The sequence below is a fragment of the Brevundimonas sp. genome, from assembly GCF_029946145.1.
Lineage (GTDB): Bacteria > Pseudomonadota > Alphaproteobacteria > Caulobacterales > Caulobacteraceae > Brevundimonas.
Genome location: NZ_JAQSDY010000026.1, coordinates 18934 through 40244 on the forward strand (window position 1 = coordinate 18934; position 21311 = coordinate 40244).

At 68.7% G+C, this 21311-nt stretch carries 24 protein-coding genes; 11 read left to right on the forward strand and 13 right to left on the reverse strand.

Translation table 11 applies throughout. The annotated features are described in order from the left end of the window. Positions 1-5: 5 nt before the first annotated feature. Together PSV23_RS11355 and PSV23_RS11360 are read left to right on the forward strand one after the other, a co-directional pair. Positions 6-371 carry a response regulator gene (locus PSV23_RS11355; protein WP_055830736.1) on the forward strand — a complete coding sequence of 122 codons (366 nt, stop codon included), beginning with the start codon at positions 6-8 and terminating at the stop codon, positions 369-371. A 6-nt stretch (positions 372-377) separates the two neighbouring features. Further along, positions 378-1742, forward strand: coding sequence for a PleD family two-component system response regulator (locus tag PSV23_RS11360; protein WP_300469005.1), 1365 nt, complete (start codon positions 378-380; stop codon positions 1740-1742). A gap of 6 nt (positions 1743-1748) precedes the next feature. Here the strand turns inward: PSV23_RS11360 and PSV23_RS11365 are convergent, their stop codons facing one another. From PSV23_RS11365 to PSV23_RS11375, 3 genes are all read right to left on the reverse strand, one after another. Continuing rightward, a complete protein-coding gene (locus tag PSV23_RS11365) occupies positions 1749-1943 on the reverse strand; it encodes a hypothetical protein (RefSeq protein WP_300469007.1) in 195 nt (64 codons plus the stop codon). A 76-nt stretch (positions 1944-2019) separates the two neighbouring features. Further along, positions 2020-2187, reverse strand: coding sequence for a 50S ribosomal protein L33 (gene rpmG / locus PSV23_RS11370; RefSeq protein WP_055830646.1), 168 nt, complete (start codon positions 2185-2187; stop codon positions 2020-2022). Positions 2188-2260: 73 nt separating this feature from the next. Next, complete coding sequence (locus tag PSV23_RS11375; protein ID WP_300469009.1) at positions 2261-2668, reverse strand: DUF5990 family protein; 408 nt, start codon at positions 2666-2668, stop codon at positions 2261-2263. 45 nt (positions 2669-2713) lie between these two features. Here PSV23_RS11375 and PSV23_RS11380 point away from each other — a divergent pair, with 45 nt between their 5' ends. Further along, on the forward strand, positions 2714-3283 hold the full coding sequence (locus tag PSV23_RS11380; protein WP_300469011.1) for a hypothetical protein: 570 nt from the start codon (positions 2714-2716) through the stop codon (positions 3281-3283). On the opposite strand, the gene PSV23_RS11385 is transcribed toward PSV23_RS11380, so the two are convergent. After that, on the reverse strand, positions 3280-3855 hold the full coding sequence (locus PSV23_RS11385; protein WP_300469013.1) for a superoxide dismutase family protein: 576 nt from the start codon (positions 3853-3855) through the stop codon (positions 3280-3282). The genes PSV23_RS11380 and PSV23_RS11385 overlap by 4 nt on opposite strands. A gap of 126 nt (positions 3856-3981) precedes the next feature. Here PSV23_RS11385 and gyrA point away from each other — a divergent pair, with 126 nt between their 5' ends. The 5 genes from gyrA (at position 3982) to PSV23_RS11410 (ending at position 10039) form a co-directional block, all read left to right on the forward strand. Beyond that, on the forward strand, positions 3982-6777 hold the full coding sequence (gyrA, locus tag PSV23_RS11390; protein ID WP_300469016.1) for a DNA gyrase subunit A: 2796 nt from the start codon (positions 3982-3984) through the stop codon (positions 6775-6777). A gap of 146 nt (positions 6778-6923) precedes the next feature. Beyond that, positions 6924-7727 carry an aminotransferase class IV gene (locus tag PSV23_RS11395; RefSeq protein WP_300469019.1) on the forward strand — a complete coding sequence of 268 codons (804 nt, stop codon included), beginning with the start codon at positions 6924-6926 and terminating at the stop codon, positions 7725-7727. Positions 7728-7775: 48 nt separating this feature from the next. Continuing rightward, on the forward strand, positions 7776-8258 hold the full coding sequence (gene coaD / locus PSV23_RS11400) for a pantetheine-phosphate adenylyltransferase (protein ID WP_300469021.1): 483 nt from the start codon (positions 7776-7778) through the stop codon (positions 8256-8258). Position 8259: 1 nt separating this feature from the next. Continuing rightward, on the forward strand, positions 8260-9114 hold the full coding sequence (locus PSV23_RS11405; RefSeq protein WP_300469023.1) for a peptidylprolyl isomerase: 855 nt from the start codon (positions 8260-8262) through the stop codon (positions 9112-9114). A gap of 22 nt (positions 9115-9136) precedes the next feature. After that, positions 9137-10039: a peptidylprolyl isomerase gene (locus PSV23_RS11410; RefSeq protein ID WP_300469025.1), complete on the forward strand. Its 903-nt coding sequence runs from the start codon at positions 9137-9139 to the stop codon at positions 10037-10039. Here PSV23_RS11410 and PSV23_RS11415 read toward each other — a convergent pair. Further along, entirely contained in the window at positions 10032-11171 is a 1140-nt protein-coding gene (locus PSV23_RS11415; RefSeq protein ID WP_370461060.1) for a Ppx/GppA phosphatase family protein, read from the reverse strand. The genes PSV23_RS11410 and PSV23_RS11415 overlap by 8 nt on opposite strands. Positions 11172-11317: 146 nt before the next feature. On the opposite strand from PSV23_RS11415, the gene hspQ reads away from it, so the two are divergent. After that, positions 11318-11632 (forward strand): heat shock protein HspQ, encoded by a 315-nt coding sequence (gene hspQ, locus PSV23_RS11420; RefSeq protein ID WP_300469029.1) that lies wholly within the window; start codon positions 11318-11320, stop codon positions 11630-11632. A gap of 80 nt (positions 11633-11712) precedes the next feature. Then, positions 11713-12588, forward strand: coding sequence for a phenylalanine 4-monooxygenase (gene phhA / locus PSV23_RS11425; protein ID WP_300469031.1), 876 nt, complete (start codon positions 11713-11715; stop codon positions 12586-12588). Here phhA and PSV23_RS11430 read toward each other — a convergent pair. After that, positions 12555-13820, reverse strand: a complete 1266-nt coding sequence (locus PSV23_RS11430; RefSeq protein WP_300469033.1) for an acyltransferase — start codon at positions 13818-13820, stop codon at positions 12555-12557. The two genes, phhA and PSV23_RS11430, sit on opposite strands and share 34 nt — an antisense overlap. Before the next feature lie 131 nt (positions 13821-13951). Here PSV23_RS11430 and PSV23_RS11435 point away from each other — a divergent pair, with 131 nt between their 5' ends. Further along, entirely contained in the window at positions 13952-14773 is an 822-nt protein-coding gene (locus PSV23_RS11435; protein ID WP_300469035.1) for a LytTR family DNA-binding domain-containing protein, read from the forward strand. Here PSV23_RS11435 and PSV23_RS11440 read toward each other — a convergent pair whose 3' ends face one another. From PSV23_RS11440 to PSV23_RS11470, 7 genes are read right to left on the reverse strand one after another with little or no spacing between them, the layout of a single operon-like run. Then, on the reverse strand, positions 14774-16051 hold the full coding sequence (locus PSV23_RS11440) for an MFS transporter (RefSeq protein ID WP_300469037.1): 1278 nt from the start codon (positions 16049-16051) through the stop codon (positions 14774-14776). Further along, a complete protein-coding gene (locus PSV23_RS11445; protein ID WP_300469039.1) occupies positions 16048-16479 on the reverse strand; it encodes a hypothetical protein in 432 nt (143 codons plus the stop codon). Before PSV23_RS11445 ends, PSV23_RS11440 begins: the two co-directional genes overlap by 4 nt. Before the next feature lie 12 nt (positions 16480-16491). Beyond that, positions 16492-17037 carry a GNAT family N-acetyltransferase gene (locus tag PSV23_RS11450; protein WP_366524241.1) on the reverse strand — a complete coding sequence of 182 codons (546 nt, stop codon included), beginning with the start codon at positions 17035-17037 and terminating at the stop codon, positions 16492-16494. 32 nt (positions 17038-17069) lie between these two features. Beyond that, the gene (locus tag PSV23_RS11455; RefSeq protein WP_300469041.1) at positions 17070-17534 is read right to left on the reverse strand and encodes a GNAT family N-acetyltransferase; all 465 of its coding nucleotides are present in this window, start codon (positions 17532-17534) and stop codon (positions 17070-17072) included. Positions 17535-17539: 5 nt separating this feature from the next. Continuing rightward, positions 17540-18877 (reverse strand): N-succinylarginine dihydrolase, encoded by a 1338-nt coding sequence (gene astB, locus PSV23_RS11460; RefSeq protein ID WP_300469043.1) that lies wholly within the window; start codon positions 18875-18877, stop codon positions 17540-17542. Next, positions 18874-20292, reverse strand: coding sequence for a succinylglutamate-semialdehyde dehydrogenase (gene astD, locus PSV23_RS11465; protein ID WP_300469287.1), 1419 nt, complete (start codon positions 20290-20292; stop codon positions 18874-18876). Before astD ends, astB begins: the two co-directional genes overlap by 4 nt. A 10-nt stretch (positions 20293-20302) precedes the next feature. Beyond that, positions 20303-21310: an arginine N-succinyltransferase gene (locus PSV23_RS11470; protein ID WP_300469045.1), complete on the reverse strand. Its 1008-nt coding sequence runs from the start codon at positions 21308-21310 to the stop codon at positions 20303-20305. Position 21311: the final 1 nt, after the last annotated feature.

Sequence of the window (21311 nt, forward strand, 5' to 3'; positions counted from 1 at the left end):
TGATGATGTCCAAGAAAGTCCTCATCGTCGAGGATAACGAGCTGAACATGAAGCTCTTTCATGATCTGCTCGATTCCCAGGGCTATGAGACCCTGCAGACCCGCGAGGGTCTCCAGGCGCTCGCCCTGGCGCGCCTGCACAAGCCCGACCTGATCCTGATGGACATCCAGCTGCCGGAGATCAGCGGCCTGGAAGTCACCAAATGGCTCAAGGACGACGAGGAGTTGAGCCACATCCCCGTCGTCGCCGTCACCGCCTTCGCCATGAAGGGCGATGAGGAGCGCATCCGGCAGGGCGGATGCGAGGCGTATATCTCCAAGCCGATCTCGGTGATGCATTTCCTCGACGTGGTTCGGAAACATCTGGGGTAGGGATCGATGACGGCGCGTATTCTGGTTGTTGACGACGTCGAGCCGAACGTTCGCCTGCTCGAGGCCAAGCTGACGCTCGAGTATTACGAGGTGCTGACCGCCTGCGACGGCGCCACGGCGCTGCAGATCGCCTCGGACGAACGGCCCGACATCATCCTGCTGGACGTCATGATGCCCGGCATGGACGGGTTCGAGACCTGCCGCCGGCTGAAGGCCGATCCCGTGACCCGCCACATCCCCGTGGTGCTGGTGACCGCGCTGGACGGGCGCGAGGACAAGATCAAGGGGCTGGAGGCCGGGGCCGACGACTTCGTCACCAAGCCGATCGACGACGTGGTGCTGTTCGCCCGGGTGAAGTCGCTGGTGCGGCTGAAGTCCGTGATGGACGAGCTGCGCGAGCGCGAGGAGACGGGACGCCGCATTGGTGTCGACACCGACGGCGCGGGCCGTCTGCGCGGATCGGGCGGGCGGGTGCTGATCGTCGATGACAATGCGCGTCAGGCCGAGAAGATGGTCGAACATCTGGCCGGGGAACACCGGCCGACGGTGGAGTCCGACCCGGCGGCTGCGCTGATCGCGGCGCGCGGGCCGGTCGATCTGATGATCGTCAATGTTTCGAGCTCGGAGTTCGACGGCCTGAGGTTCGTGGCCCAGGTGCGCTCGACCGAGGCGTCGCGGCGTCTGCCGATCCTGGCGGTGGTCGATCAGGCCGACCGGCCGCGCCTGCTGAAGGCGCTGGAGCTGGGGGTCAACGACATCCTGCCCCGGCCGGTGGATCCGGAGGAGCTGGAGGCGCGGACGCGCACCCAGATCAAGCGCAAACGCTATGCCGACTTCCTCAAGGAGAAGCTGGACTACAGTCTGGAGATGGCGGTCACCGACGCCCTGACGGGGCTGCACAACCGCCGCTACATGGCCGGGCAGCTGCAGGGGCTGATGAACCGGGCGGGACAGGGCGGCGAGCCCGTGGCCCTGCTGATGATGGATCTGGACCATTTCAAGCTGGTCAATGACAGCTTCGGCCACGACGCCGGCGACGAGGTGCTGCGCGAGTTCGCGGTGCGGCTGGCGACCAATGTGCGGGCCATCGACCTGCCGTGCCGTCTGGGCGGCGAGGAGTTCGTGGTGGTCATGCCGGGTGCGAGCATTGAGGACGCCGTGCGCGTCGCCGACCGCATCCGGCGCGACGTGGCGTCCCAGCCGTTCCCGATCATGGGCGGCGCCGAGGGGCTGACGATCACCGTCTCGGTGGGCGTGGCGGCGAGCACGGGGGACGGCGACACGCCCGAGGCCCTGCTGAAGCGGGCCGACGAGGGCGTCTATGAGGCGAAGGCCCACGGGCGGAACCAGGTCATCGCCCGGGCGGCGTGAGGGGCGTTAGCGGCTCATCCAGGGCTTGGACTTGCCGGTGGCGATGCGCGCGGCCTGTTCGCGCTGGAAACGGCCGCCCCGCGGCGGCTTCTCTCGCGCATTGATCGCCGCCTGCTTCAGCCGGAGCGCCCGCTGGACGGGACTCTCGCTGGCGGGTTCGGGCGCGGCGGGGGCCTGCGGATCGTCGGTCGGATCACTCATCACATCAGTCTAGCACGCCAAAGAAAAACGCCCGGCGTTTCCGCCGGGCGTTTTTTTGTCCAGCAGGGCGTTGGCCCTACTTGATCTTGCCTTCCTTAAACTCGACGTGCTTGCGCACGACGGGATCGTACTTCTTGACGACCATTTTCTCGGTCATCGTACGGGCGTTCTTCTTGGTGACGTAGAAAAAGCCGGTGTCGGCCGAGGAGTTCAGGCGGATCTTGATAGAGGCGGGCTTGGCCATCGGGAATTACCTTTGCGACGGCGAAAGCCGCTGGAAATAAGAGGCGCGGAACATACTCAGGCGCGACCGGAAGTCAACGACGACTTGCGGCCTTCCATTCGCCGAGACGCCGGACGGTGGCGCAGGCGGGCGAACCGTCCTTGCCGCGGCCGGGCAGATGGACCTCCAGAACGGCGCCGGGGGTGAGCAGGGCCGGCGGGATGTCGTGGATATCGATCTTGGCGCGGCGGCTCCAGACGCTGGCGTGGTCGCCCGCGGACGTGCCGATGCGGATGTAGACGAAACGGCGCTGCGGGCCCTCACGGCGCACGAACGGGCCGGTGAGGCGGCCGTCGGGATGCAGGGTGACCGGCAGTTGGAACGAGACGGGGCCGTCGCCGGCGGTGAGGGGCTCGAACGGCAGGTCGTCCTTCTGGAGGCTGTAGCGCACCCCGGGGACCGGATCGTCGATGGTGAGGCGAAGCGTCACGGTGTCGGCCATGTGGGCAGATTAGACGAGATGAACGGGCCGTGCCACGCTGGCCTGATGAAACAGCTCGCCGTCCTCGCCGCCGCCTTCGCCCTGTCCGCCTGCGCCACGGTTCCGGCGCCCGCGCCGCAGCAGGACGCCTTCATGGCCAGTCTCAACGCCCTGTGCGGACAGCGATTCGAGGGGCGGGTGGTGAGCACCGACGCCGCCGACGCGAACTTCGCCCGGTCGCGGCTGGTGATGCACGTGCGCGACTGTTCGCCGGACGAGGTCCGCATTCCCTTCCATGTCGGCGACGACACGTCCCGGACCTGGGTGATCAGCCGCAACGAAGAGGGCGGGCTGACGCTGAAGCACGATCACCGCGATCCCGAGGGCAGGCCCGACGGCCTGCACTGGTACGGCGGCGACACGACCTCGGCCGGGACGGCGAACCGCCAGGAGTTCCCGGTCGATGCGTTCTCCATCGAGCTGTTCACCGCTGGCGATGCGGCGGTGTCGACGACCAATGTCTGGGCCGTCGAGGTGCATCCCGGGCGGACATTCGCGTATGAACTGAGGCGCGCGAACCGCCACTTCCGGGTCGAATTCGACCTGACCGACCCGTTGATCCAGGTCGCACGCTAGCCGGCCGCCATCACGCCGCAGACGACGCGGTCGCCCGCGCCGCCGATGGGCTGGCTGGTCTGGTCGTCCATGCTGGCGTGGATGACCAGGGCCGAGCCGTCCGCGTCCCACAGCCACTGGCCGGGGCCGTCGCGGGCGATGCGGGCGCGGGTGGTGAAGACCTCGGCGTTCACCCGGCCCCGGGGGTCAGCGAAGACATTGGGCAGGTCGCCGTCGTCGGGTCCGCCGGCGTTCAGCAGGCCGTGGGTCGCCTTGGGGTCGCCGTGGTTGATGTGGCCGCCGGCCGAGGTGAAGGGCGCCGCGCACTGGCCCGTGGCGTGGATGTGGACGCCATGCCAGCCTGGGGTCATGCCCTCGGCCTCGATACGGATCAACAGGCCGGTCGCGCCCTGGGTCAGGATGGCTCGTCCGGCCCGGGCGCCCGACGAATTCATCAGAGTGGCCTCGCCGAAATCGCCGATCGCGGCGCGATCCGGGCCGTCGGAATAGTCCACGGCCGTCACGCTGACACAGGCCCCCAGGGCGGCCATCAGGGGCAGGGCGGCGAGGGCGGAGAGGCGGGCGGGGCGCATGGGCTGGAATCCTTGTGTGGAGGGAGCGTGTCCGGGGCCGGCTGGCTTTGCCACGGGGGTTCCCGGATGCTAGAAAACCCGTTCGCGGATCACGTTCCGATTCCGGCCATTTAAAGCCTGATTTCCTTGACTGACGACAGCTATAACGACGCGCTTCCCCCGGTCTCGGGCGGCGGCGGCGGCGACATCTCCACCATCACCATCGAGGACGAGCTGAGGCGCTCGTATCTCGACTACGCCATGAGCGTGATCGTGAGCCGCGCCCTGCCGGACGCGCGGGACGGACTGAAGCCCGTGCACCGCCGCATCCTGTATTCGATGCACGATCTGAAGATGACGCCGGACCGGCCGTATTCGAAGTGCGCCCGGGTCGTCGGCGACGTGCTGGGCCGTTTCCACCCGCACGGCGACGCCTCGGTCTATATGGCGCTGGTGCGCATGGCCCAACCGTTCTCGATGGGGCTGATGCTGGTCGACGGCCAGGGCAATTTCGGCTCGGTCGATGGCGATATGCCGGCCTCGATGCGTTATACCGAGGCCCGGATGGCCCCGGCGGCCTCGGCCCTGCTGACCGATATCGACAAGGACACGGTCGATTTCCAGCCGAACTACGACGAGAAGGAGCTGGAGCCCGTCGTCCTGCCGGCGCGGATCCCGAACCTGCTGGTCAATGGCGCGGGCGGCATCGCCGTCGGCATGGCGACCAATATCCCGCCGCATAATCTGGGCGAGATCGTCGACGCCTGCGTCGCCTTGCTGGACGACCCCAACATCAGCGACGACGCCCTGCTGGACATCGTGCCCGGTCCCGACTTCCCGACGGGCGGCGAGATCATGGGCCGAACCGCGCCGCGCAACGCCCTGCGCGACGGGCGCGGCTCGGTCATGGTGCGCGGCCAGGCGACGATCGAGACGATCCGCAAGGACCGTGAGGCCATCGTCGTCACCCAGCTGCCCTATCAGGTCAACAAACAGACCCTGATCGAGCGCATCGTCGAAATGGTCCGCGAGAAGCGGATCGAGGGCATCTCCGACGTCCGCGACGAATCCGACCGCGACGGCATGCGGATGGTCATCGAGCTGAAGCGTGACGCGTCCGGCGACGTGGTGCTGAACCAGCTGTGGCGCTTCACCGCGATGCAGAGCTCGTTCGGCGTCAACATGCTGGCCCTGAACCACGGCCGCCCGATCCAGATGGGGCTGCGCCAGCTGCTGGAAGCCTTCCTCGAGTTCCGGGAAGAGGTGGTCGTCCGCCGCATCAAATTCGAACTGGCCAAGGCTCGCGACCGCGGCCATGTGCTGGTCGGTCTTGCCGTGGCCGTGGCCAATATCGACGAGGTGATCCACATCATCCGCAGCTCGGCCGATCCGGCCGAGGCGCGCGAGCGGCTGCAGGCCAAGAGCTGGCCGGTGGGCGACATGATCGCCCTGATCGAGCTGATCGCCGACCCGCGCTCGATGCTGGTCGACGGCGACAAGCTGAACCTGACCGACGAACAGGCGCGGGCCATCCTGGGTCTGACCCTGTCCCGCCTGACCGGCCTGGGCCGCGACGACATCTTCGCCGAGGCGCGCGGTCTGGCCGACACCATCCAGGGCCACCTGACCCTGCTGAGCGACCGCGCCAACATCCTGGCCGTGATCCGCGAGGATCTGCTGCTGGTCCGCGAAGAGTTCGCCGTTCCGCGCCGCACCGTCATCGGCGAGGGCGATTTCGAACTGGAAGACGAGGACCTGATCCCGCGCGAGGACATGGTCGTGACGGTCACCCACGGCGGCTACGTCAAGCGCGTGGCGCTGAACGCCTATCGGACCCAGCATCGCGGCGGCAAGGGCCGCAGCGGCGTGGCGATGAAGGAAGACGACGCCGTCGTCGGCGTCTTCTCGTGCTCGACCCATACGCCGGTGCTGTTCTTCGCCACCAACGGCAAGGCCTACAAGCTGAAGACCTGGCGTCTGCCGCTGGGCAATCCCCAGTCGCGCGGCAAGGCGTTCGTCAACCTGCTGCCGATCGTGCCGGGCGATTCGATCATGAACGTCCTGCCGCTGCCGGAGGATGAGGCCGAGTGGGCCAATCTCGACATCATGTTCGCGACCCGGTCCGGCGACGTGCGCCGGAACAAGCTGAGCGACTTCGCCACCGTCAACCGGGCCGGCAAGATCGCCATGAAGCTGGAAGAGGGCGACCACATGGTCGGGGTGGCCCTGTGCACCGCCGAGGACGACGTCATGCTGACGACCGCCCTGGGCCGCGCCATCCGCTTCAAGGCCGACGACGTGCGCGTGTTCAAGGGCCGCGATTCGACCGGCGTGCGCGGCGTGCGCCTGCAGAAGGGCGACGAGGTCATCTCCATGGCCGTGCTGGGCCGGGTCGACGCGACGCCGGACGAGCGGGCCGCCTACGTCAAACACGCCTCGGCCATGCGCCGGGCGACGGACGGCGAGGACGAGACGCCGACGGTCGAGGCCGACGACGAGGGCGGCGAAGGCTCCGCCGACGCCGCGGCCCTGAGCGTCGAGCGCATCGCCGAGCTGGGCGCCGCAGAGCAGTTCATCCTGACCGTCACCGACACGGGCTTCGGCAAGCGGTCTTCCGCCTATGAGTACCGGCGCACGGGCCGGGGCGGGCAGGGGCTGACCGCCCACGGCCTGGGCGGCCGCGCCGGCACGCGTCTGGCGGCCTCCTTCCCGGTCGAGGACGGCGACGAACTGCTGCTGGTCACCTCGGGCGGGCAGATGATCCGCACGCCCGTGGGTCAGGTCCGAATCGTCGGACGGTCGAGCCAGGGCGTCACCATCTTCCGCACCGCCGAGGGCGAGCGGGTCGTGTCGGTCGAGCGGTTGCCGGATTCCGGCGGCGGGGATGAAGGCGGGGTCGACGAGGCGCTGGACAGCGAGGGCGGCGAAGAAACCGAAAGCTGAGTTTCCGATCCGGTCATCCCGGCGAAAGCCGGGACCCAGTCCTTCGGGCGATCCGGCCGCGCCAAGCTTTGCTGGCATCGATTCCATGCAGCCTGCCTCGCGAAAGCACTGGGTCCCGGCTTTCGCCGGGATGAGCGGAGTTCTTGATGTCAGCAGCACCTGAACTGTGGGTGGATGGTCAACCGGCCACCGCGGACGACCTGACTCATGTCGCCCTGGTCAACTACGGCGCCTACACCTCGTTCCGGGTGGAGGAGGGCGGGGTGCGGGGGCTGGACCTGCACCTGTCGCGACTCGAGGCGGAGGCTGTCGAACTCTTCGGGGCGCCGGTCGGCGAGGCGCGTCTACGTGAGCTGATGCGGGCGGCGGTGGCGGGACGCGGGGCGTGCTGGCTGCGGGTCAGCCTGTTCTCGCCTGAAATCGGGCCGCGAACGCCGGACTGGCGCGGTCGTCCCAAGGTCATGATCGCTGCGTCGCCGCCGCCTTCGCCGCTGGCCGAGAGCGTGCGGGTGCAGGTCCAGACCTATGCCCGGGAAACGCCGCATCTGAAGCACGTCGCGACCTTCGGCCTGATCCGCGCCCGCCGGCTTGCCCGCGCCGCCGGCTTTGACGACGCCCTGTTCGTGGATGTCGAAGGTCAAGTGTCAGAAGGAAGTCTTTGGAATATCGGTTTTATATCCGGGACTGATGTGACCTGGCCACAAGCGCCGATGCTGGCGGGTGTCGCCCAGGCGCTGGTGCAGCGCGGCCTTGGTCAGTCCGGCTTCACGGGTCGGACCGCGCCGGTCCATGTCGATGACCTTGGCGGTTTCGACGCCGCCTTCATCTGCAACAGCGCGACGCCGGCCTGTGCTGTGACCGCGATCGGCGATCAGGCCTTCGCCACGTCGCCCGCGATCATCGACCGCCTCAAGGCCGCCTGGGCCTCGAACCCCGTTCAACCGATCTAGGCTGTGGCGGCGACGGCTGCTAAACCTCTGGAAAGCGGGGAGGACTGTATGCGCATCGGCCTGTATCCGGGCACGTTCGATCCCGTCACCAACGGGCATATGGACATCATCGGCCGCGCCGTGAAGCTGGTCGACAAACTGGTCATCGGGGTGGCGCGCAACGACGACAAGGGTCCGCTGTTCACGACGGACGAGCGGGTCGAGATGGTGCGCGCCGAGGTGGCCCATCTGGGCGACAAGGTCGAGGTTCAGGCCTTTTCCAGCCTGCTGATGCATTTCGCCGAGCAACTGGACGCCAGCATCATCGTGCGCGGTCTGCGCGCCGTCGCGGACTTCGAATACGAATTCCAGATGACGGCGATGAACCAGCGCCTCAATGCCGACATCGAGACGGTCTTCCTGATGGCCGACCCGCGGCACCAGGCGATCGCCTCGCGGCTGGTCAAGGAGATCGCCCGTCTGGACGGCGCGATCGACAGTTTCGTCAGCCCGGCCATCGCCAAGGCGGTCCGGGACAAGGTCAAGGGATAGAATGAACCTCAGGATCGCAACCATCGGCGTGTTTTCGATGGCCTTGTTCGCCGCCGGTCAGCCCGTCACGGCCCAGGCGCCCGCCGCCGACTGGCGCACCGTCGCTCCGGAAAACCTGCTGGTCATCGACACGGCCAAGGGGCGCATCCTGGTCGAGCTGGATCCCGTGGTCGCGCCGCTGTCGGTCGCGCGGGTCCGCACGCTGGCGGATCAGGGCTTCTATGACGGGCTGAAATTCCACCGAGTGCTGCCGGGCTTCATGGCCCAGACCGGCGATCCCCTCGGCACGGGCGCCGGCGGCAGCGAACTGCCGGACATTCCGGGCGAGTTCCAGTTCAGGCGCGGACGGGATCTGGGTTTCGTCAACCTGGTCGCCGCGCCGACGGGGCTGCTGGGCGTCGCCGGCTCCATGCCGATCTTCACCCAGCCGGACGCCCAGATGATGGTCACGGCCGACTTCAAGACCGCGGCCCAGGCCCTGTTCTGCCCCGGCGTCGTGGGCATGGCCCGCAACCAGGACCCGAACAGCGCCAACAGCCAGTTCTTCCTGATGACGGGGAACAACGACAGTCTGAACGGCCTGTACACCCCCTTCGGACGGGTCGTTGCGGGGCTGGAAGTGGTCAAGGCGCTGAAGGCTGGCGTCGAGGCCAACAACGGTCAGGTCGTCGATCCGGACATCATGACCCGCGCCCGCACGGCGGCGACCATGCCCGAGGGCCAACGCCCGGCCGTGCGGGTGATGACGCCGCGCAGTCCGGCGTTCGCGGCCATGGTGGAGCAGAAGCGGGTCGAGCTGGGCGCACGGTTCACGGTTTGCGAGATACAGCCCCCGGCCGAAGTGACCGGCGGCTGATTCAAGGATGAGGGGGAAGACGATGCGACAGTTTCCGGGCCTCGCGGCGCTGACCGCCCTGGCTGCCCTGGCGGCCGGAGGGGTGAACGCCCAGGATGCGGGAGGCACGCCCGCGCCGCCTCCGCCGCCCATCCCTGCAACGGTTGTGGCGGCGCCCGAGTGGCGCACGACGCCGGCCGAGAACCTGCTGGTCATCGATACGACCAAGGGCCGGATCCTCGTCGAGCTGACGCCCGAGGTCGCGCCGCTGCACGTCGAGCGGATCAAGCTGCTGGCGCGCCGCGGCTTCTATGACGGCGTGCCGTGGCACCGCGTCATCGACTGGTTCATGGCCCAGACCGGCGATCCGCTGGGCAATGGCGAGGGCCAGAGCCCCTATCCCGACCTGAAGGGCGAGTTCACCTTCCGCCGCGAGGCGACGATGCCCTTCGCCGCCGTGGCCGAGCCGGCCGGGGCGCGGGTCGGCTTCTTCCATTCGCTGCCGGTCCAGACCCAGCCCGATTCCGCCTTCGCCCTGACCGCCGACGGCAAGGTCCATGCATGGGGTCTGTACTGCCCCGGCGTCGCGGGCATGGCCCGGGACGAGGGCAATGACACGGCCAACAGCCAGTTCTTCCTGATGCGGCAGGCCTATCCGGCGCTGGACAAGCGCTACACCATCTGGGGCATGACGGTTTCGGGCCTGGACGTGGTGCGTTCGCTTCAGGTCGGCGACGGCGACAACGGGATGATGACCCAGACCCAGCCGGACCGGATGACACGGGTGCGCGTCGCCGCCGATATTCCGGAGGCCGAACGGCCCTCGGTGCAGGTGCTGGCGACGGATTCGCCGCGCTTCCGGGCGCTGGTGGAGGAGACGCGGGCGGCGCGGGGTGCGGACTTCTCGGTCTGCGACGTCACCCTGCCGGTTCAGGTGGTCAACTAGTTTCGGACCGCGGCGGGGAGCCCTGGCCTCGCCCGCGCCGACGGCGGCGTCCGGGCGTCCGGGCGGCGCGCATCTGTTGCAGCAGCAGGCCTTCCCTCAGGCCGCGATCCGCGACGCGGACGCGTTCGGACGGCCAGGCGCGCTGGACGGCCTCCATGATGGCGGCGCCGGCGAGCACCAGGTCGGCGCGATCGGGTCCGATGCAGGATTCCGCCGCCCGGCCCGCGGGGCCCAGGTCCATCAGCTTCGCCGCGGCTCTTTCACAGTCGCCGCTGGTCATCCAGAGGCCGTCCACCAGGTTTCGCTGATAGCGGCGCAGGCCGAGGTGGATTCCGGCCAGGCTGGTGATCGCGCCGGACGTTCCGATCATGTGGCCGCGCCCGCCCGTGAAGATGTCCCGCAACGCCGGGCCCACCGGCGCGGCGGCGAGGGCCTGGCCCATGTCCGCGACCATGGCTTCGTACCAGAGATCCAGTCCCGTCCCGGGCTCCGGGTGGCGTTCGGCCAGGGTGACGACGCCCACAGGTGCGGACATCCAGCCCTCGAGCACGAAGTCCGCGCGGCCCTCGCGCCTCAGCCAGCTGAGTTCGGTCGATCCGCCGCCGACATCCACGACGAGGACGGCCTCGGCCGAATGGTCGAACAGGTTGAGGCAGCCTTCGACCGCCAGCCGCGCTTCCTCGACCGGGTCGATGATCCGGAGTTTGAGTCCGGTGCCCAGCCGGACCCGTTCGATGAAGGCCTCGCCGTTGTCGGCCTGGCGGCAGGCCTGGGTCGCCACCGCCATCAGCCGGGAGGAGTTGACGCCCTTTTTCGCGATGCGCTCGCCGCACAGGACCAGGGCTTCATAGGCGCGGTCCATGGCCCCGTCATCGAGCCGGCCCGTGCGGGACAGGCCTTCGCCCAGGCGGACGATGCGGCTGAAGGAATCGACGACGCGAAAGCCGTCGCGCGCCGGCTTTGCGATCAGCAGCCGGCAGTTGTTGGTCCCCAGATCGAGCGCGCCATACAGGGGCGCCTCGCGACCTGACGTCCCGGATCCGCCGACGGCGCCGCCCGGGGCGCGCTGTCGATCAGGCTTTCGGGACTGGGACCGCTCGTCACGCCGGGGCGCGCCGTCGGTCTCCGGCATGGGCCGAACTTTCAAGGTGGGCGGTCCGATACGGCGCCCGTCCCGCACACCTTGGACCGGAGGACGGCGGTCGCCAAGCGCAGGTGACGCGAAAATGAACGGGGCGACGGTCATGAGGCTCAGGTTCGGACCGGCATTCTGCGGCCATGACCCGTCAAACTGTCGCGAAATTCGGCCTCGGCCAGATCGTCCGCCATCGGGATGCCGCCTTCCGCGGCGTCGTGATCGACATCGACCCCAGCTATGCCGGCGATCCGGCCGAGACGGGCGAGGTGACGCCGGATCAGCCCTTCTATCAGGTGCTGGCCATCGGGCCGGACGGCGGCTTTATCGCCTATGCGGCGGAGACCGCGCTGGAGCATGATCCCGAGCTGTCGGCCCTGACCCGGGAGGCGGAAAAGCGCTGGTTCACCGTCGACTTCGAGGGCCGGCACGCGCCCCTGGCGCACGCCATTCACTGACGACGGCTGGCGTGGACGTCGCGACGGCCCTAGATTGGCGACAAGGGCCAGTCAGAGCCCGCAGGTTGCAGGAGACGTCCATGTCAGACTTCGAGCATGTGTTCGACAAGCCGCCCGAAGGCGCGGCCGCTGACTGGACCATTCCGCAGGACTGGGCGTCCTATACCGCGGGCGAGCACCGGACCTGGGACACCCTGTACGCCCGGCAGATGAAGATCCTGCCCGGCCGCGCCGCCGACGTCTTTCTGAAAGGGCTGACGGCGCTGGATCTGAACACCGGCGGAATTCCTGATTTCGCGGTGATGAACCCCAAGCTGCAGGCCCTGACGGGCTGGACCGTGGTCTGCGTGCCCGGTCTGGTGCCGGACGAGGTCTTCTTCGACCATCTGGCCAACCGCCGTTTCCCCTCGGGGCAATTCATCCGCAAACCTGACCAGCTGGACTATCTGCAGGAGCCGGACATCTTCCATGACGTCTTCGGCCATGTGCCGATGCTCAGCGATCCGGACTTCGCCGCCTATATGGAGGCCTATGGCAAGGGCGGGCAGCGGGCGGCCTCGCTGGGCATGCTGCAGAACCTGGCGCGGCTGTACTGGTACACGGTCGAGTTCGGCCTGATGCAGGATCCGGGCGGACTGCGCATTTACGGCGCCGGGATCGTCTCGTCGGCGACCGAGAGCGTATTCTCGCTGGAGGACCCGTCGCCGAACCGGCTGGGCTTCGATCTGGAGCGGGTGATGCGAACCCTGTACCGGATCGACGACTTCCAGCAGGTCTATTTCGTTATCGACTCCATCGAGCAGCTGAAGGCCGAGACGCTGAAGGATTTCGGCCCCATCTACGACCGGCTGAAGGGCGCCGATGACATAGCCATCGACGCCATTCTGCCGACCGACCGGGTCTTCACCCGCGGCACCCAGGCCTATGCGGGCAAGGGCGGGCGGTTCGCGGCCTGAACGGGCGCCTTCCGCGGCTGCGGCTTGACGCCGAGCAGCAGGCCCAGCCATCCTGACCGCCGGGCGATCTCATAGGCCGCGAAACAGGCGGCGAAGGTCGCCGTGATCACCAGCCCGGCCTCGATTGGCAGCGGCAGGTTCAGCGGCATCAGATACCAGGCGGCCAGGATGATCACCGTCTGGTGCACGATGTAGAACGGGAAGACTCCAACGCTCAGATACCGCAGCACCGGCCCGCCGTGGTTCAGATACCGCGCGCCGTAGCCGAGGATGACGGCGATCCAGGCCCACTGGTCGATCGCGTAGACGACCCGCATCGCGTGGCGCAGCGTCTCGGGCGGCATCGCGTCGTCGGCGCGATAGATCAATGCATAGGTCGCCCACGCCGCCCAGCTGAGCACCGCCAGGATGGCCGCGGGTCGGCGCAGCCGCACGAAGTTCGCCTTCAACACTTCCGACCGCGCGATCAGGAAGCCGAACAGATAGGCGCCGAACGACAGGGCGTGATTGTACCAGTCGCCCCAGAAGGCGTGGGTGACCTCGAAGATCGGCGCGAGGGTGAAACGCAGCACGGCGAACCAGAGGATCGGCCAGATCAGCAGGCCCCAGCCGGCGCAGGCCCGCTGGATCCAGCGGCTCACGACGTCCAGCGGCTTTCCCGGAAGCCCGACGAGGGCCGCGATGAGCAGGCCGTAGGGTAGGAGGTAGGCGATGAACCACAGATGGTTCCAGGTCGGGGTGGTCAGGCAACCGTCGGCGTCGCACCAGCCCCCGGAAGCGGTGGCGTATTTGACCCAGAAGTCCTGCAGCCACGGAGAATGCGCCGGGTCCGCGACGCCCAGTCCCTGCGCGGCCTGGAAGACCTCATAATAGCTCTGGGGCGGAACGATCACGAACATGCCGAACAGAAGGGCGGGCAGAAGCCGCAGGATCCGCGACCCCGCCAACCGTCGGCCGGCCCGGCCGCCAGCAGCTTCAAAGCCGTCCACCATGAACCGGGTCGCCGCTCCTGAAACCACGAACAGCAGGGTCAGCCGCCAGGGGCTGGTAATCATCATGAACGGCTGGACCGCCTCGACGATGCGCGGGCTCTTCACATGGAAGTCCCAGGACACGTAGAGCATGCCCACGTGGTAGAGGATGAGAAGGAAGAAGGCCCCGACCCGGATCCAGTCGAGGTCATATCGGCGGACGGCGCCCGAGGCGGCGTCGGGGAGCGGTGCGGACGACATGGCGGTTTCTCATGAGCGATGAACGGTCCCCCGGGGTCCCATCCGGAGCGGGCGCCGGGCAACCGTACGGGGACGGGCGGACCGACCGGCGGGGCGCGGTCACGCAGGCTGTGACGACCGGCGCGAACCCTGTGACGGGCGGATGGTTTCGGGCGCCCCTGGATGGTCGCGATCTGCGCACGGCCTGGCTGGTCATCGCACCCGTGACGGCGATCGTGATTTCCGTGAACGCCCTGACCAACCTCAGCGACATGCCTCACATCGCACCGTGGGAGCCGTGGGTCTGGGAGATCAGCAGCGCGGTCGCCATCATGTTGGCGATGCCGGTTCCCTGGCTGGCCACGGCCCTGGCGCCGCCCGATGAGGCGGCGGCCGAGGGCTGGCGGCCCAAGGCGCGATTCCTGCTGATTCATCTCGTGGCCCTGCTGGCCTTTTCGGCGCTGCATGTGGCCGGCTTCGTCCTGCTGCGCACGGTCGCCTACGATCTTGTGGACGCGGGCCCTTATAAGTTCGGCGACCGGTTCATCTACGAGCTGCGCAAGGACCTGATCAGCTACGCCACCTATGTCGCGACCTTCTGGCTGATCGGCTATCTGCGTCGGCGGCGTGACGAGCCGGTGCGGCCGGTGAGTTTCGACATTCGCGACGGCGCCCGCATCATCCGCGCGGCGCTGCCGGACATCGTCGCAGTGTCCTCGGCCGGCAACTATGTCGAGTTCTGGCTGGCGGACGGACGTCGCCCGCTGATGCGCGCGACGCTCGCGGCCATAGAGGTGGAGCTGGAACGGTTCGGCTTCGTCCGGGCGCACCGGTCGTGGCTGGTCAATGCGGGCCGCGTCACCGGTCTGCGACCCGATGGGTCGGGGGACTGGACCGTCGAACTCGGTCCGGTCGAGGCGCCGCTGTCGCGCCGCTATCCGCAGGCCCTGGAGCGGCTCAGGTCGCCGGTCTGATCAATCCTCATGGACGATCAGGCTGCGGTGTCTGGTGTCGCGCATGAACAGATAGACCAGCAGGGACACGCCGATCATGCCGGTGACGTACCAGAAGAAGGCGCTCTCGATCCCGTTCGACTTGAACCACAGGGCCACATACTCGGCCGTGCCCCCGAAGACCGCGTTGGCGATGGCGTAGGGCAGGGCGACGCCGAGGGCGCGGATGTGGGCCGGGAACAGCTCGGCCTTCACCACGGCGTTGATGGCGGTGTAGCCGCTGACGATCACCAGCGAGACCATGGCCAGAAGGAAGGCGATGAAGGGGCTGTCGGTCGTGGCCAGGGCCGACATGATCGGCACGGTCAGCAGCACGCCCGAAACCCCGAAGGCGATCATCACCGGCTTGCGGCCGATACGATCGGACAGGGCCCCGACCGCGGGCTGGAGCAGCATGAATACGAACAGGGCGGCGGCGCTGATCTGGGTCGCCGTGTCCTTCGAAAAGCCCGTCGTGTTGACGAGGAATTTCTGCAGGTAGGTGGTGTAGGTGTAGAAGGCGAGCGTGCCGCCGGCAGTCAGACCCAGCACCAGCAGGGCCTCGCGCGGATGCTTCATGATCAGCAGAAGGGCGCTGGACTTCGGCGCCTCGCCGGCGTCGGAAGCGATGAAGGCCGAGGTCTCGTCCAGCCGGCGCCGCAGCCAGAAGACGACCACCGCCAGGGCGGCCCCGACGAAGAAGGGGATGCGCCAGCCCCAGGCCGCCAGATCGGCCTCGCTCAGGGTGTTCTGCAGCAGGATGAGCAGCAGCAGGGCCAGCAGCTGGCCCGAGATCAGGGTGACGTACTGGAAGCTGGACCAGAAGCCGCGATGCTTGGCCGTGGCCATCTCGGACAGATAGGTAGCCGACGATCCGTATTCGCCGCCTACGCTGAGACCCTGAAGCAGGCGGGCGAACAGCAGCAGGGCCGGGGCGGCGACGCCGATCGCTGAATAACCGGGGGTCAGGCCGATGATCAGGCTGCCGGTGCACATCAGGGTCACCGACAGGGTCAGGCCGGCCTTGCGGCCCTTGCGGTCGGAATAGACTCCCATGACCCAAGCCCCGACGGGCCGCATGAAGAAGCCGACGGCGAAGATGGCGGCGGTGCTGAGCAGCTGGGCGGTGGAATCGCCCTTGGGGAAGAAGACCGGGGCGAAGTAGACCGTGAAGGCGGCGTAGGCGAACCAGTCGAACCATTCGACCAGATTGCCGGCCGAACCGCCGATGATGTTGCGCAGGCGGCGGGCGGGGGTCATCGCAGGGTCCCCCAGGTCGTCCAGGTTCCGATGGCGTAGGCGAGGCCGAACACCAGGACGATCGCCGAACTGACCCAGGCGAAGGTCCCGGCCTGACCCGTCTGGAGCATGACCGCAGGTACGAAGACGAGGGCGCGGATCAGGTAGACGGCGCTGATCGCGACCAGACCGAGCCGGAGCAGGGGCAGGCGCGGCAACAGGCCCGCGCCTGAGAAGGCATAGGCCGCCCAGACGGCGAGCACGGCGGCGATTCCTAGGGTGATCAGGGTCGCCGAGGGCGCGCCCTGCTCAGCCAGCCGGACCATGCGCTTGCCGGCGCCGAAGGCGGCGTACCAGCGCGGCCCGCCGACGATGACGGCCAGATGGGCCAGCGAGGCCGCGGCGCTGAGCGCGCCGCCGATCAGCAGCCATGGGTTGGAATTCTGCACGGCAAGCTCCCCTCAACGCGGCGCATCATCCAGCGGTTTGCCCATTCGGACCAGAGGCACAGCCGCGCCCCCGCGGTCGTCGTCGAAGCGTTCGATCTCGCGATAGCCGTTGGCGAGATAGAGAGGCTCGCCCCCCAGGGTGGCGACCAGCTCGATGCGGTCGTAGCCCTCGGCGCGGGCGGCGTCCTCGCAGACCTGCAGGATCAGCCGGCCGATCCCCCGACGAACGAACTCTGGCGCCGTGTACATGGCGCGGATGCGGGCGGCGTCGGTTCCGGGATGCAGCAGGGCGGGCTCGCGGCCGGGCGAATGGTCGCCGCCGTAGGTGGTGATGCGCCGGCTCCAGCCGCCGCATCCGGCCAGGACGCCGTCGACCTCGACGATGAACCAGGTGCGGTCGGTCAGAAGCTGGCTGTCCAGTCCCATCAGCTTGCGGCTGGCGGCGATCTGCTCCGGCGTCAGAAAGGCGGCGAGCGGGCCGGAGATGGAGCGGTCCATCAGGGCGACGAGCGCCGGAATATCGGCCTCGGTCGCGACGCGGTGGGTGAAATCGGCCACGGGTCTCGCTCCTGAACGCCTTGCGTCCCGGCCTATGTCCGGTCGCGGCCCATATAGACGAGTTCGATACCCTCGTCCGAGCATCGCCGATCAAACTCCTCGAACCCGAGAAGCCAGTACAGGGCGATATGGCGCGTGCTCAGGGCGCCGGTGAAGAGCTCGAAACGCCGCACCGAGGGCGGCGCATGGTCCTGTACCGCCTTGATCAACCGGACGCCGAGCCTCGCACCCTCTCGATCCGGCGCAACCACCAGCCGCCCCATATGGCCCACGGATCCTTCGATGCGGACCCGTGCGGAACCCACGATACGGTGTCCGTCGACCGCCGCCAGAACGATCTCCGACCGGATGGCTTCGGCGACCTGCTGAAGGGTTTCCAGAAGGGGCGGCAGGAACGGATCGCGGTACAATTGGGCCGTGGTCACATAGGCGGCCCGCTGCAGCGTCAGAAGCTCCCCGGCATCCGCCTCGATGGCCCTGCGCAGGATTACGGGCATGCGATTCAGCTCCGCTGGAACGGATAGAAGCCGCCGCCGAGGCCGAGCAGGCCGGTCAGTTCGTCGAGGGCGGAGCGGCTCTCGTCCAGCAGGAACGGGTCGGCCAGATCGGCGGGGGCCAGGTGGTCGCGATAGTGGGCCGCGGCCCAGGCCGACAGTCGCGAATGCAGATCGTCGGTCAGCCGCATGGCGGGGTTGGTCGCGGCCAGTTCGGCCTCGGTCAGGACCACGCGCAGACGCAGACAGGCCGGGCCGCCGCCGTTGCGCATCGACTGGCGCACGTCGACGTATTCGATCTTGCCGATGGGTCCGTTGGAGGTGGCGAGCCGTTCGGCGACGGCGTGGCTGCGCGGGTTGTCGCGGGTCTCGGTCGGGCAGATCAGGGTCAGGCGATCCTCGCCCGGGATCCGCACCAGCATGGAGTTGAACAGATAGCTGGAGATGGCGTCGGCCAGCGGCAGGTCGGCGGACGACACCTCGATGAAGACCGGTTCGAACAGGCCCAGGGCGGCGGCGCGGACCGAAGCCTTCGTCGCCTCCGTGTCCTCGAAGGCGAGCTCGTGGAAGAAGAGGGTCTCCAGCGCGCCGACGCAGACGACGTCGTTGTGGAAGGTCCCGCCGGCGATGGCGGCCTTCGACTGGCGCGGGAAGACGGGCCGGGCGGCGACGTGTCGGCGGGCGAGGGCTTCGGAGGCTTCGCGCGTCTGGCGGGCGGGGTAGGCGCCGGACCACGGCTCATACGCCTCGCGGCCCCAGACGAGGATGTTGACGCCGGGCGCGCCGTGGTCGGCGCACAGGCGGACGTGGTTGGCCGCGCCCTCGTCGGCGAGGTGGCCGACCGAGGGCAGGGCGTCGTGGACGGCGAATCGGGCGGGGTCCGGGAAGAGGGCGTCCAGCGCGCGCTTCGTCTGCTGGTGCTCCAGCGAGCGGTGCAGGTTGGTCACCAGATTGGCGGGGGTGAAATGGACCCGGCCATCGGCGGCGTCGGCGGATGGCGTCACCGTGGCGGCGTTGGCGGCCCACATGGGCGAGGCCGAGCACGCGGCGGCGGCGAAGGACGGCGCGGTCTTCCACGCGGCTTCCAGAACGGCGGCGTCGGAGCCGCTGAAGCCGAGCGTGCGCAGGAAGGGGATGTCGGGCCGCTCATGCGGCGGCAGGACGAACTGGGGCAGGCCGAGGTCGGCCAGCCGCTTCATCTTGTCGAGACCCTGCAGGACGGCGGCGCGGGGGTTGGAAGCTTCTCCGGCGTTCAGGCTGGAGGCGAGGTTGCCCGGCGACAGGCCGGCGTAGGAGTGCGTCGGACCGATCAGTCCGTCGGCGTTGGCTTCGACAGCGGATGTCACGGTCTCAAGCCCTTGATCTCACTCTCGATGTTCTTGACCGCGCCGGCCTCGAAACTGGCCACCGGATAGGCGCAGTAGTCGGCGGCGTAGTACGCGCTGGGCCGGTGATTGCCGCTGGCGCCGAGGCCGCCGAAGGGCATGTCGCCGGCGGCGCCGGTGGTCGGGCGGTTGAAATTGACCACGCCGGCGCGGATGCGGCGGATGAAGCGGTCCCAGTTGGCGGGGTCGTCGCTCACCAGACCGGCGGACAGGCCGTAACGGGTGGCGTTGGCCTCGGCGATGGCGGCGTCGAAGCTGGCGACCCGGGTGACGGACAGGAAGGGGGCGAACATCTCCTCATCCGGAACCGCCACGCCGGTGACGTCGATGATGGCCGGCCGGACGAAGGCGCCGGGCAGGTTGTCGACGGGGCCTGAGGCGCGGATGACCTTCGCACCCATGGCGATCCGGTCCTGCAGCGCCTGCAGCGCGGCCTCGGCGGCCTTCTGTGAGATCAGGGGGCCGGCGTAGGGTTCGGGCGTGGAGTTCCAGGGCGCGAAGATCAGGCGATCGACGAAGGCGGCGACGGCCTCGACGATGGCGTCGCCCCGGGGGCCCTCGGGCACGATCAGGCGGCGCGCGCAGGAGCAGCGCTGGCCCGTGGTGACGAAGGCGGACTGGACCACGATGCCGGCGACGGCCTCTGCGTCACGTGCGTCCCACACGACCAGCGGATTGTTGCCGCCCAGCTCCAGCGCCAGGATGACGTGCGGGTCGTCGGCGAATTTGCGCCGGAAATGGGCGCCGGCCGCGCCCGAGCCGGTGAACATCAGGGCGTCGATGCCCGCGTCCAGCAGGGCGGCGCCCGTGTCCCGCCCGCCCTGGACGACATTGACCACGCCGTCGGGCAGGTCGGCCTCGGCGAAGGCCTCGGCCATCAGCTGGCCGGTCAGGGGCGTCTCTTCCGACGGCTTGAACACCACGGTGTCGCCGGCCAGCAGGGCGGGGACGATGTGGCCGTTGGGCAGGTGGCCGGGGAAGTTGAACGGCCCCAGCACAGCCGCGACCCCGTGCGGGCGGTGGCGAAGGGTCGCGTGGCCGAAGGCGGTGTCGGCCGTCCGCTCGCCGGTGCGCTCGTCATAGGCGCGGATCGAGATGTCGACCTTGCCGGCCATCGCGGCCAGCTCCGCCGTGGTCTCCCACAGGGCCTTGCCGGTCTCGCGGCTGATGGCCTCGGCCATCCGCGGCGCGCGATCCTTGAGGACGGCCTGGTAGCGTTTCACCGCATCGATGCGGTCCTGGCGCGGGCGGTCGGCCCAGTCGGGGAAGGCGGCGCGGGCGCGGTCGGCGGCGGCCTGAACTTCGGCGGGCGAGGCGGCGGCGCCCTCCCAGACGGTGTCGCCGGTGGCGGGGTCGATGGATTTGAACGGGATCATGGTCATGGGCTCAGGTCTTGACCCGCACCGTATCCCCCGCCCGCACCCTGAGGGCGTCGGCGGTTTCGGCGGTCAGGGTGGCGGTGTCGCCCTCGATAAGGGCGCGCTGGCGGACGGCGCGGAAGTCGGAGACGCTGTCGGTCGAGATCAGGGCGGGCAGTTCGGCCTCGACCTCGGCGGCGACGGCGACGGTCAGGCGGCGGGCGTCGCGGACGGTGCGGATGTTGTCGCGACCGCAGGCGACCGTGGGGCCGGCGTCGAAGATGTCGATCAGGCCGTTGGGCCGGAAGCCCTCGCTCTCCAGCAGGGCCATCGCGGGCACGCCCTGCGGATGGACCTTGCCAATCACGGCGCGCGCCGGTTCGGGCAGGAGGTCGATGTAGATCGGATGACGCGGGGCGAGGTCGAGGATGAACTGCTTGTCCGTCGAGCCGGTCATGCGGTCGGCCTCGTCGAACTCCATGGGGAAGAATTTGTGCGCCACATGGTCCCAGAACGGGCAGGCCCCATCGGGGGTGAAGACGCCACGCAGCTCGGCCAGGACGTTCTCGTTGAACAGCTCCGGCTGGGCGCCGATCAGCATGTAACGCGACTGGCTGAGCAGGCGGCCCGCGCCGCCCTTGCGCCGGTCGGCCTTGAGGAACAGCGAGCCGACCTCGCTCCAGCCGGTGCATTCATTGACCAGCACCAGCGTCCTCTGTTCGAGCTTGATGCCCAGAGAAGGCGACGACTGGGTGTTGGTCACCACGCGGAACGAGAAGAAGGGCCGGTTCAGGCCGACCGCCGCCTTGACCGAGCCGATGCCGTCGACGTCGCCGGTCTCGGTTTCCTCGAGCATCAATGTGTACCAGCGATCCGCCGGCGCGAGCTTGCCCGTGAAACTGTCACGGCTGACATCCAGCCGTTCCGCCAGCTGGTCCGGATCCTCGGGCAGGCTGGTGAAGCCCGGGCCGCTGAGGATGGCGAGCTCCAGCAGGTGGTCGAGGTCGGCGGGCGCGGCGGGTCGGACGACGAGCATG

What these genes read in the sequence shown, in the direction of transcription:
- PSV23_RS11355 (WP_055830736.1), top strand. Translation starts at nt 6, where the DNA reads ATGTCCAAGAAAGTCCTCATCGTCGAGGATAACGAGCTGAACATGAAG.
- hspQ (WP_300469029.1), top strand. Translation starts at nt 11,318, where the DNA reads ATGACCCGTCAAACTGTCGCGAAATTCGGCCTCGGCCAGATCGTCCGC.
- phhA (WP_300469031.1), top strand. Translation starts at nt 11,713, where the DNA reads ATGTCAGACTTCGAGCATGTGTTCGACAAGCCGCCCGAAGGCGCGGCC.
- PSV23_RS11415 (WP_370461060.1), bottom strand. Translation starts at nt 11,171, where the DNA reads ATGCCGGAGACCGACGGCGCGCCCCGGCGTGACGAGCGGTCCCAGTCC.
- PSV23_RS11470 (WP_300469045.1), bottom strand. Translation starts at nt 21,310, where the DNA reads ATGCTCGTCGTCCGACCCGCCGCGCCCGCCGACCTCGACCACCTGCTG.
- rpmG (WP_055830646.1), bottom strand. Translation starts at nt 2,187, where the DNA reads ATGGCCAAGCCCGCCTCTATCAAGATCCGCCTGAACTCCTCGGCCGAC.
- coaD (WP_300469021.1), top strand. Translation starts at nt 7,776, where the DNA reads ATGCGCATCGGCCTGTATCCGGGCACGTTCGATCCCGTCACCAACGGG.
- PSV23_RS11455 (WP_300469041.1), bottom strand. Translation starts at nt 17,534, where the DNA reads ATGCCCGTAATCCTGCGCAGGGCCATCGAGGCGGATGCCGGGGAGCTT.
- PSV23_RS11410 (WP_300469025.1), top strand. Translation starts at nt 9,137, where the DNA reads ATGCGACAGTTTCCGGGCCTCGCGGCGCTGACCGCCCTGGCTGCCCTG.
- PSV23_RS11365 (WP_300469007.1), bottom strand. Translation starts at nt 1,943, where the DNA reads ATGAGTGATCCGACCGACGATCCGCAGGCCCCCGCCGCGCCCGAACCC.
- PSV23_RS11395 (WP_300469019.1), top strand. Translation starts at nt 6,924, where the DNA reads ATGTCAGCAGCACCTGAACTGTGGGTGGATGGTCAACCGGCCACCGCG.
- PSV23_RS11405 (WP_300469023.1), top strand. Translation starts at nt 8,260, where the DNA reads ATGAACCTCAGGATCGCAACCATCGGCGTGTTTTCGATGGCCTTGTTC.
- PSV23_RS11380 (WP_300469011.1), top strand. Translation starts at nt 2,714, where the DNA reads ATGAAACAGCTCGCCGTCCTCGCCGCCGCCTTCGCCCTGTCCGCCTGC.
- PSV23_RS11360 (WP_300469005.1), top strand. Translation starts at nt 378, where the DNA reads ATGACGGCGCGTATTCTGGTTGTTGACGACGTCGAGCCGAACGTTCGC.
- PSV23_RS11430 (WP_300469033.1), bottom strand. Translation starts at nt 13,820, where the DNA reads ATGTCGTCCGCACCGCTCCCCGACGCCGCCTCGGGCGCCGTCCGCCGA.
- PSV23_RS11375 (WP_300469009.1), bottom strand. Translation starts at nt 2,668, where the DNA reads ATGGCCGACACCGTGACGCTTCGCCTCACCATCGACGATCCGGTCCCC.
- astD (WP_300469287.1), bottom strand. Translation starts at nt 20,292, where the DNA reads ATGATCCCGTTCAAATCCATCGACCCCGCCACCGGCGACACCGTCTGG.
- PSV23_RS11440 (WP_300469037.1), bottom strand. Translation starts at nt 16,051, where the DNA reads ATGACCCCCGCCCGCCGCCTGCGCAACATCATCGGCGGTTCGGCCGGC.
- PSV23_RS11385 (WP_300469013.1), bottom strand. Translation starts at nt 3,855, where the DNA reads ATGCGCCCCGCCCGCCTCTCCGCCCTCGCCGCCCTGCCCCTGATGGCC.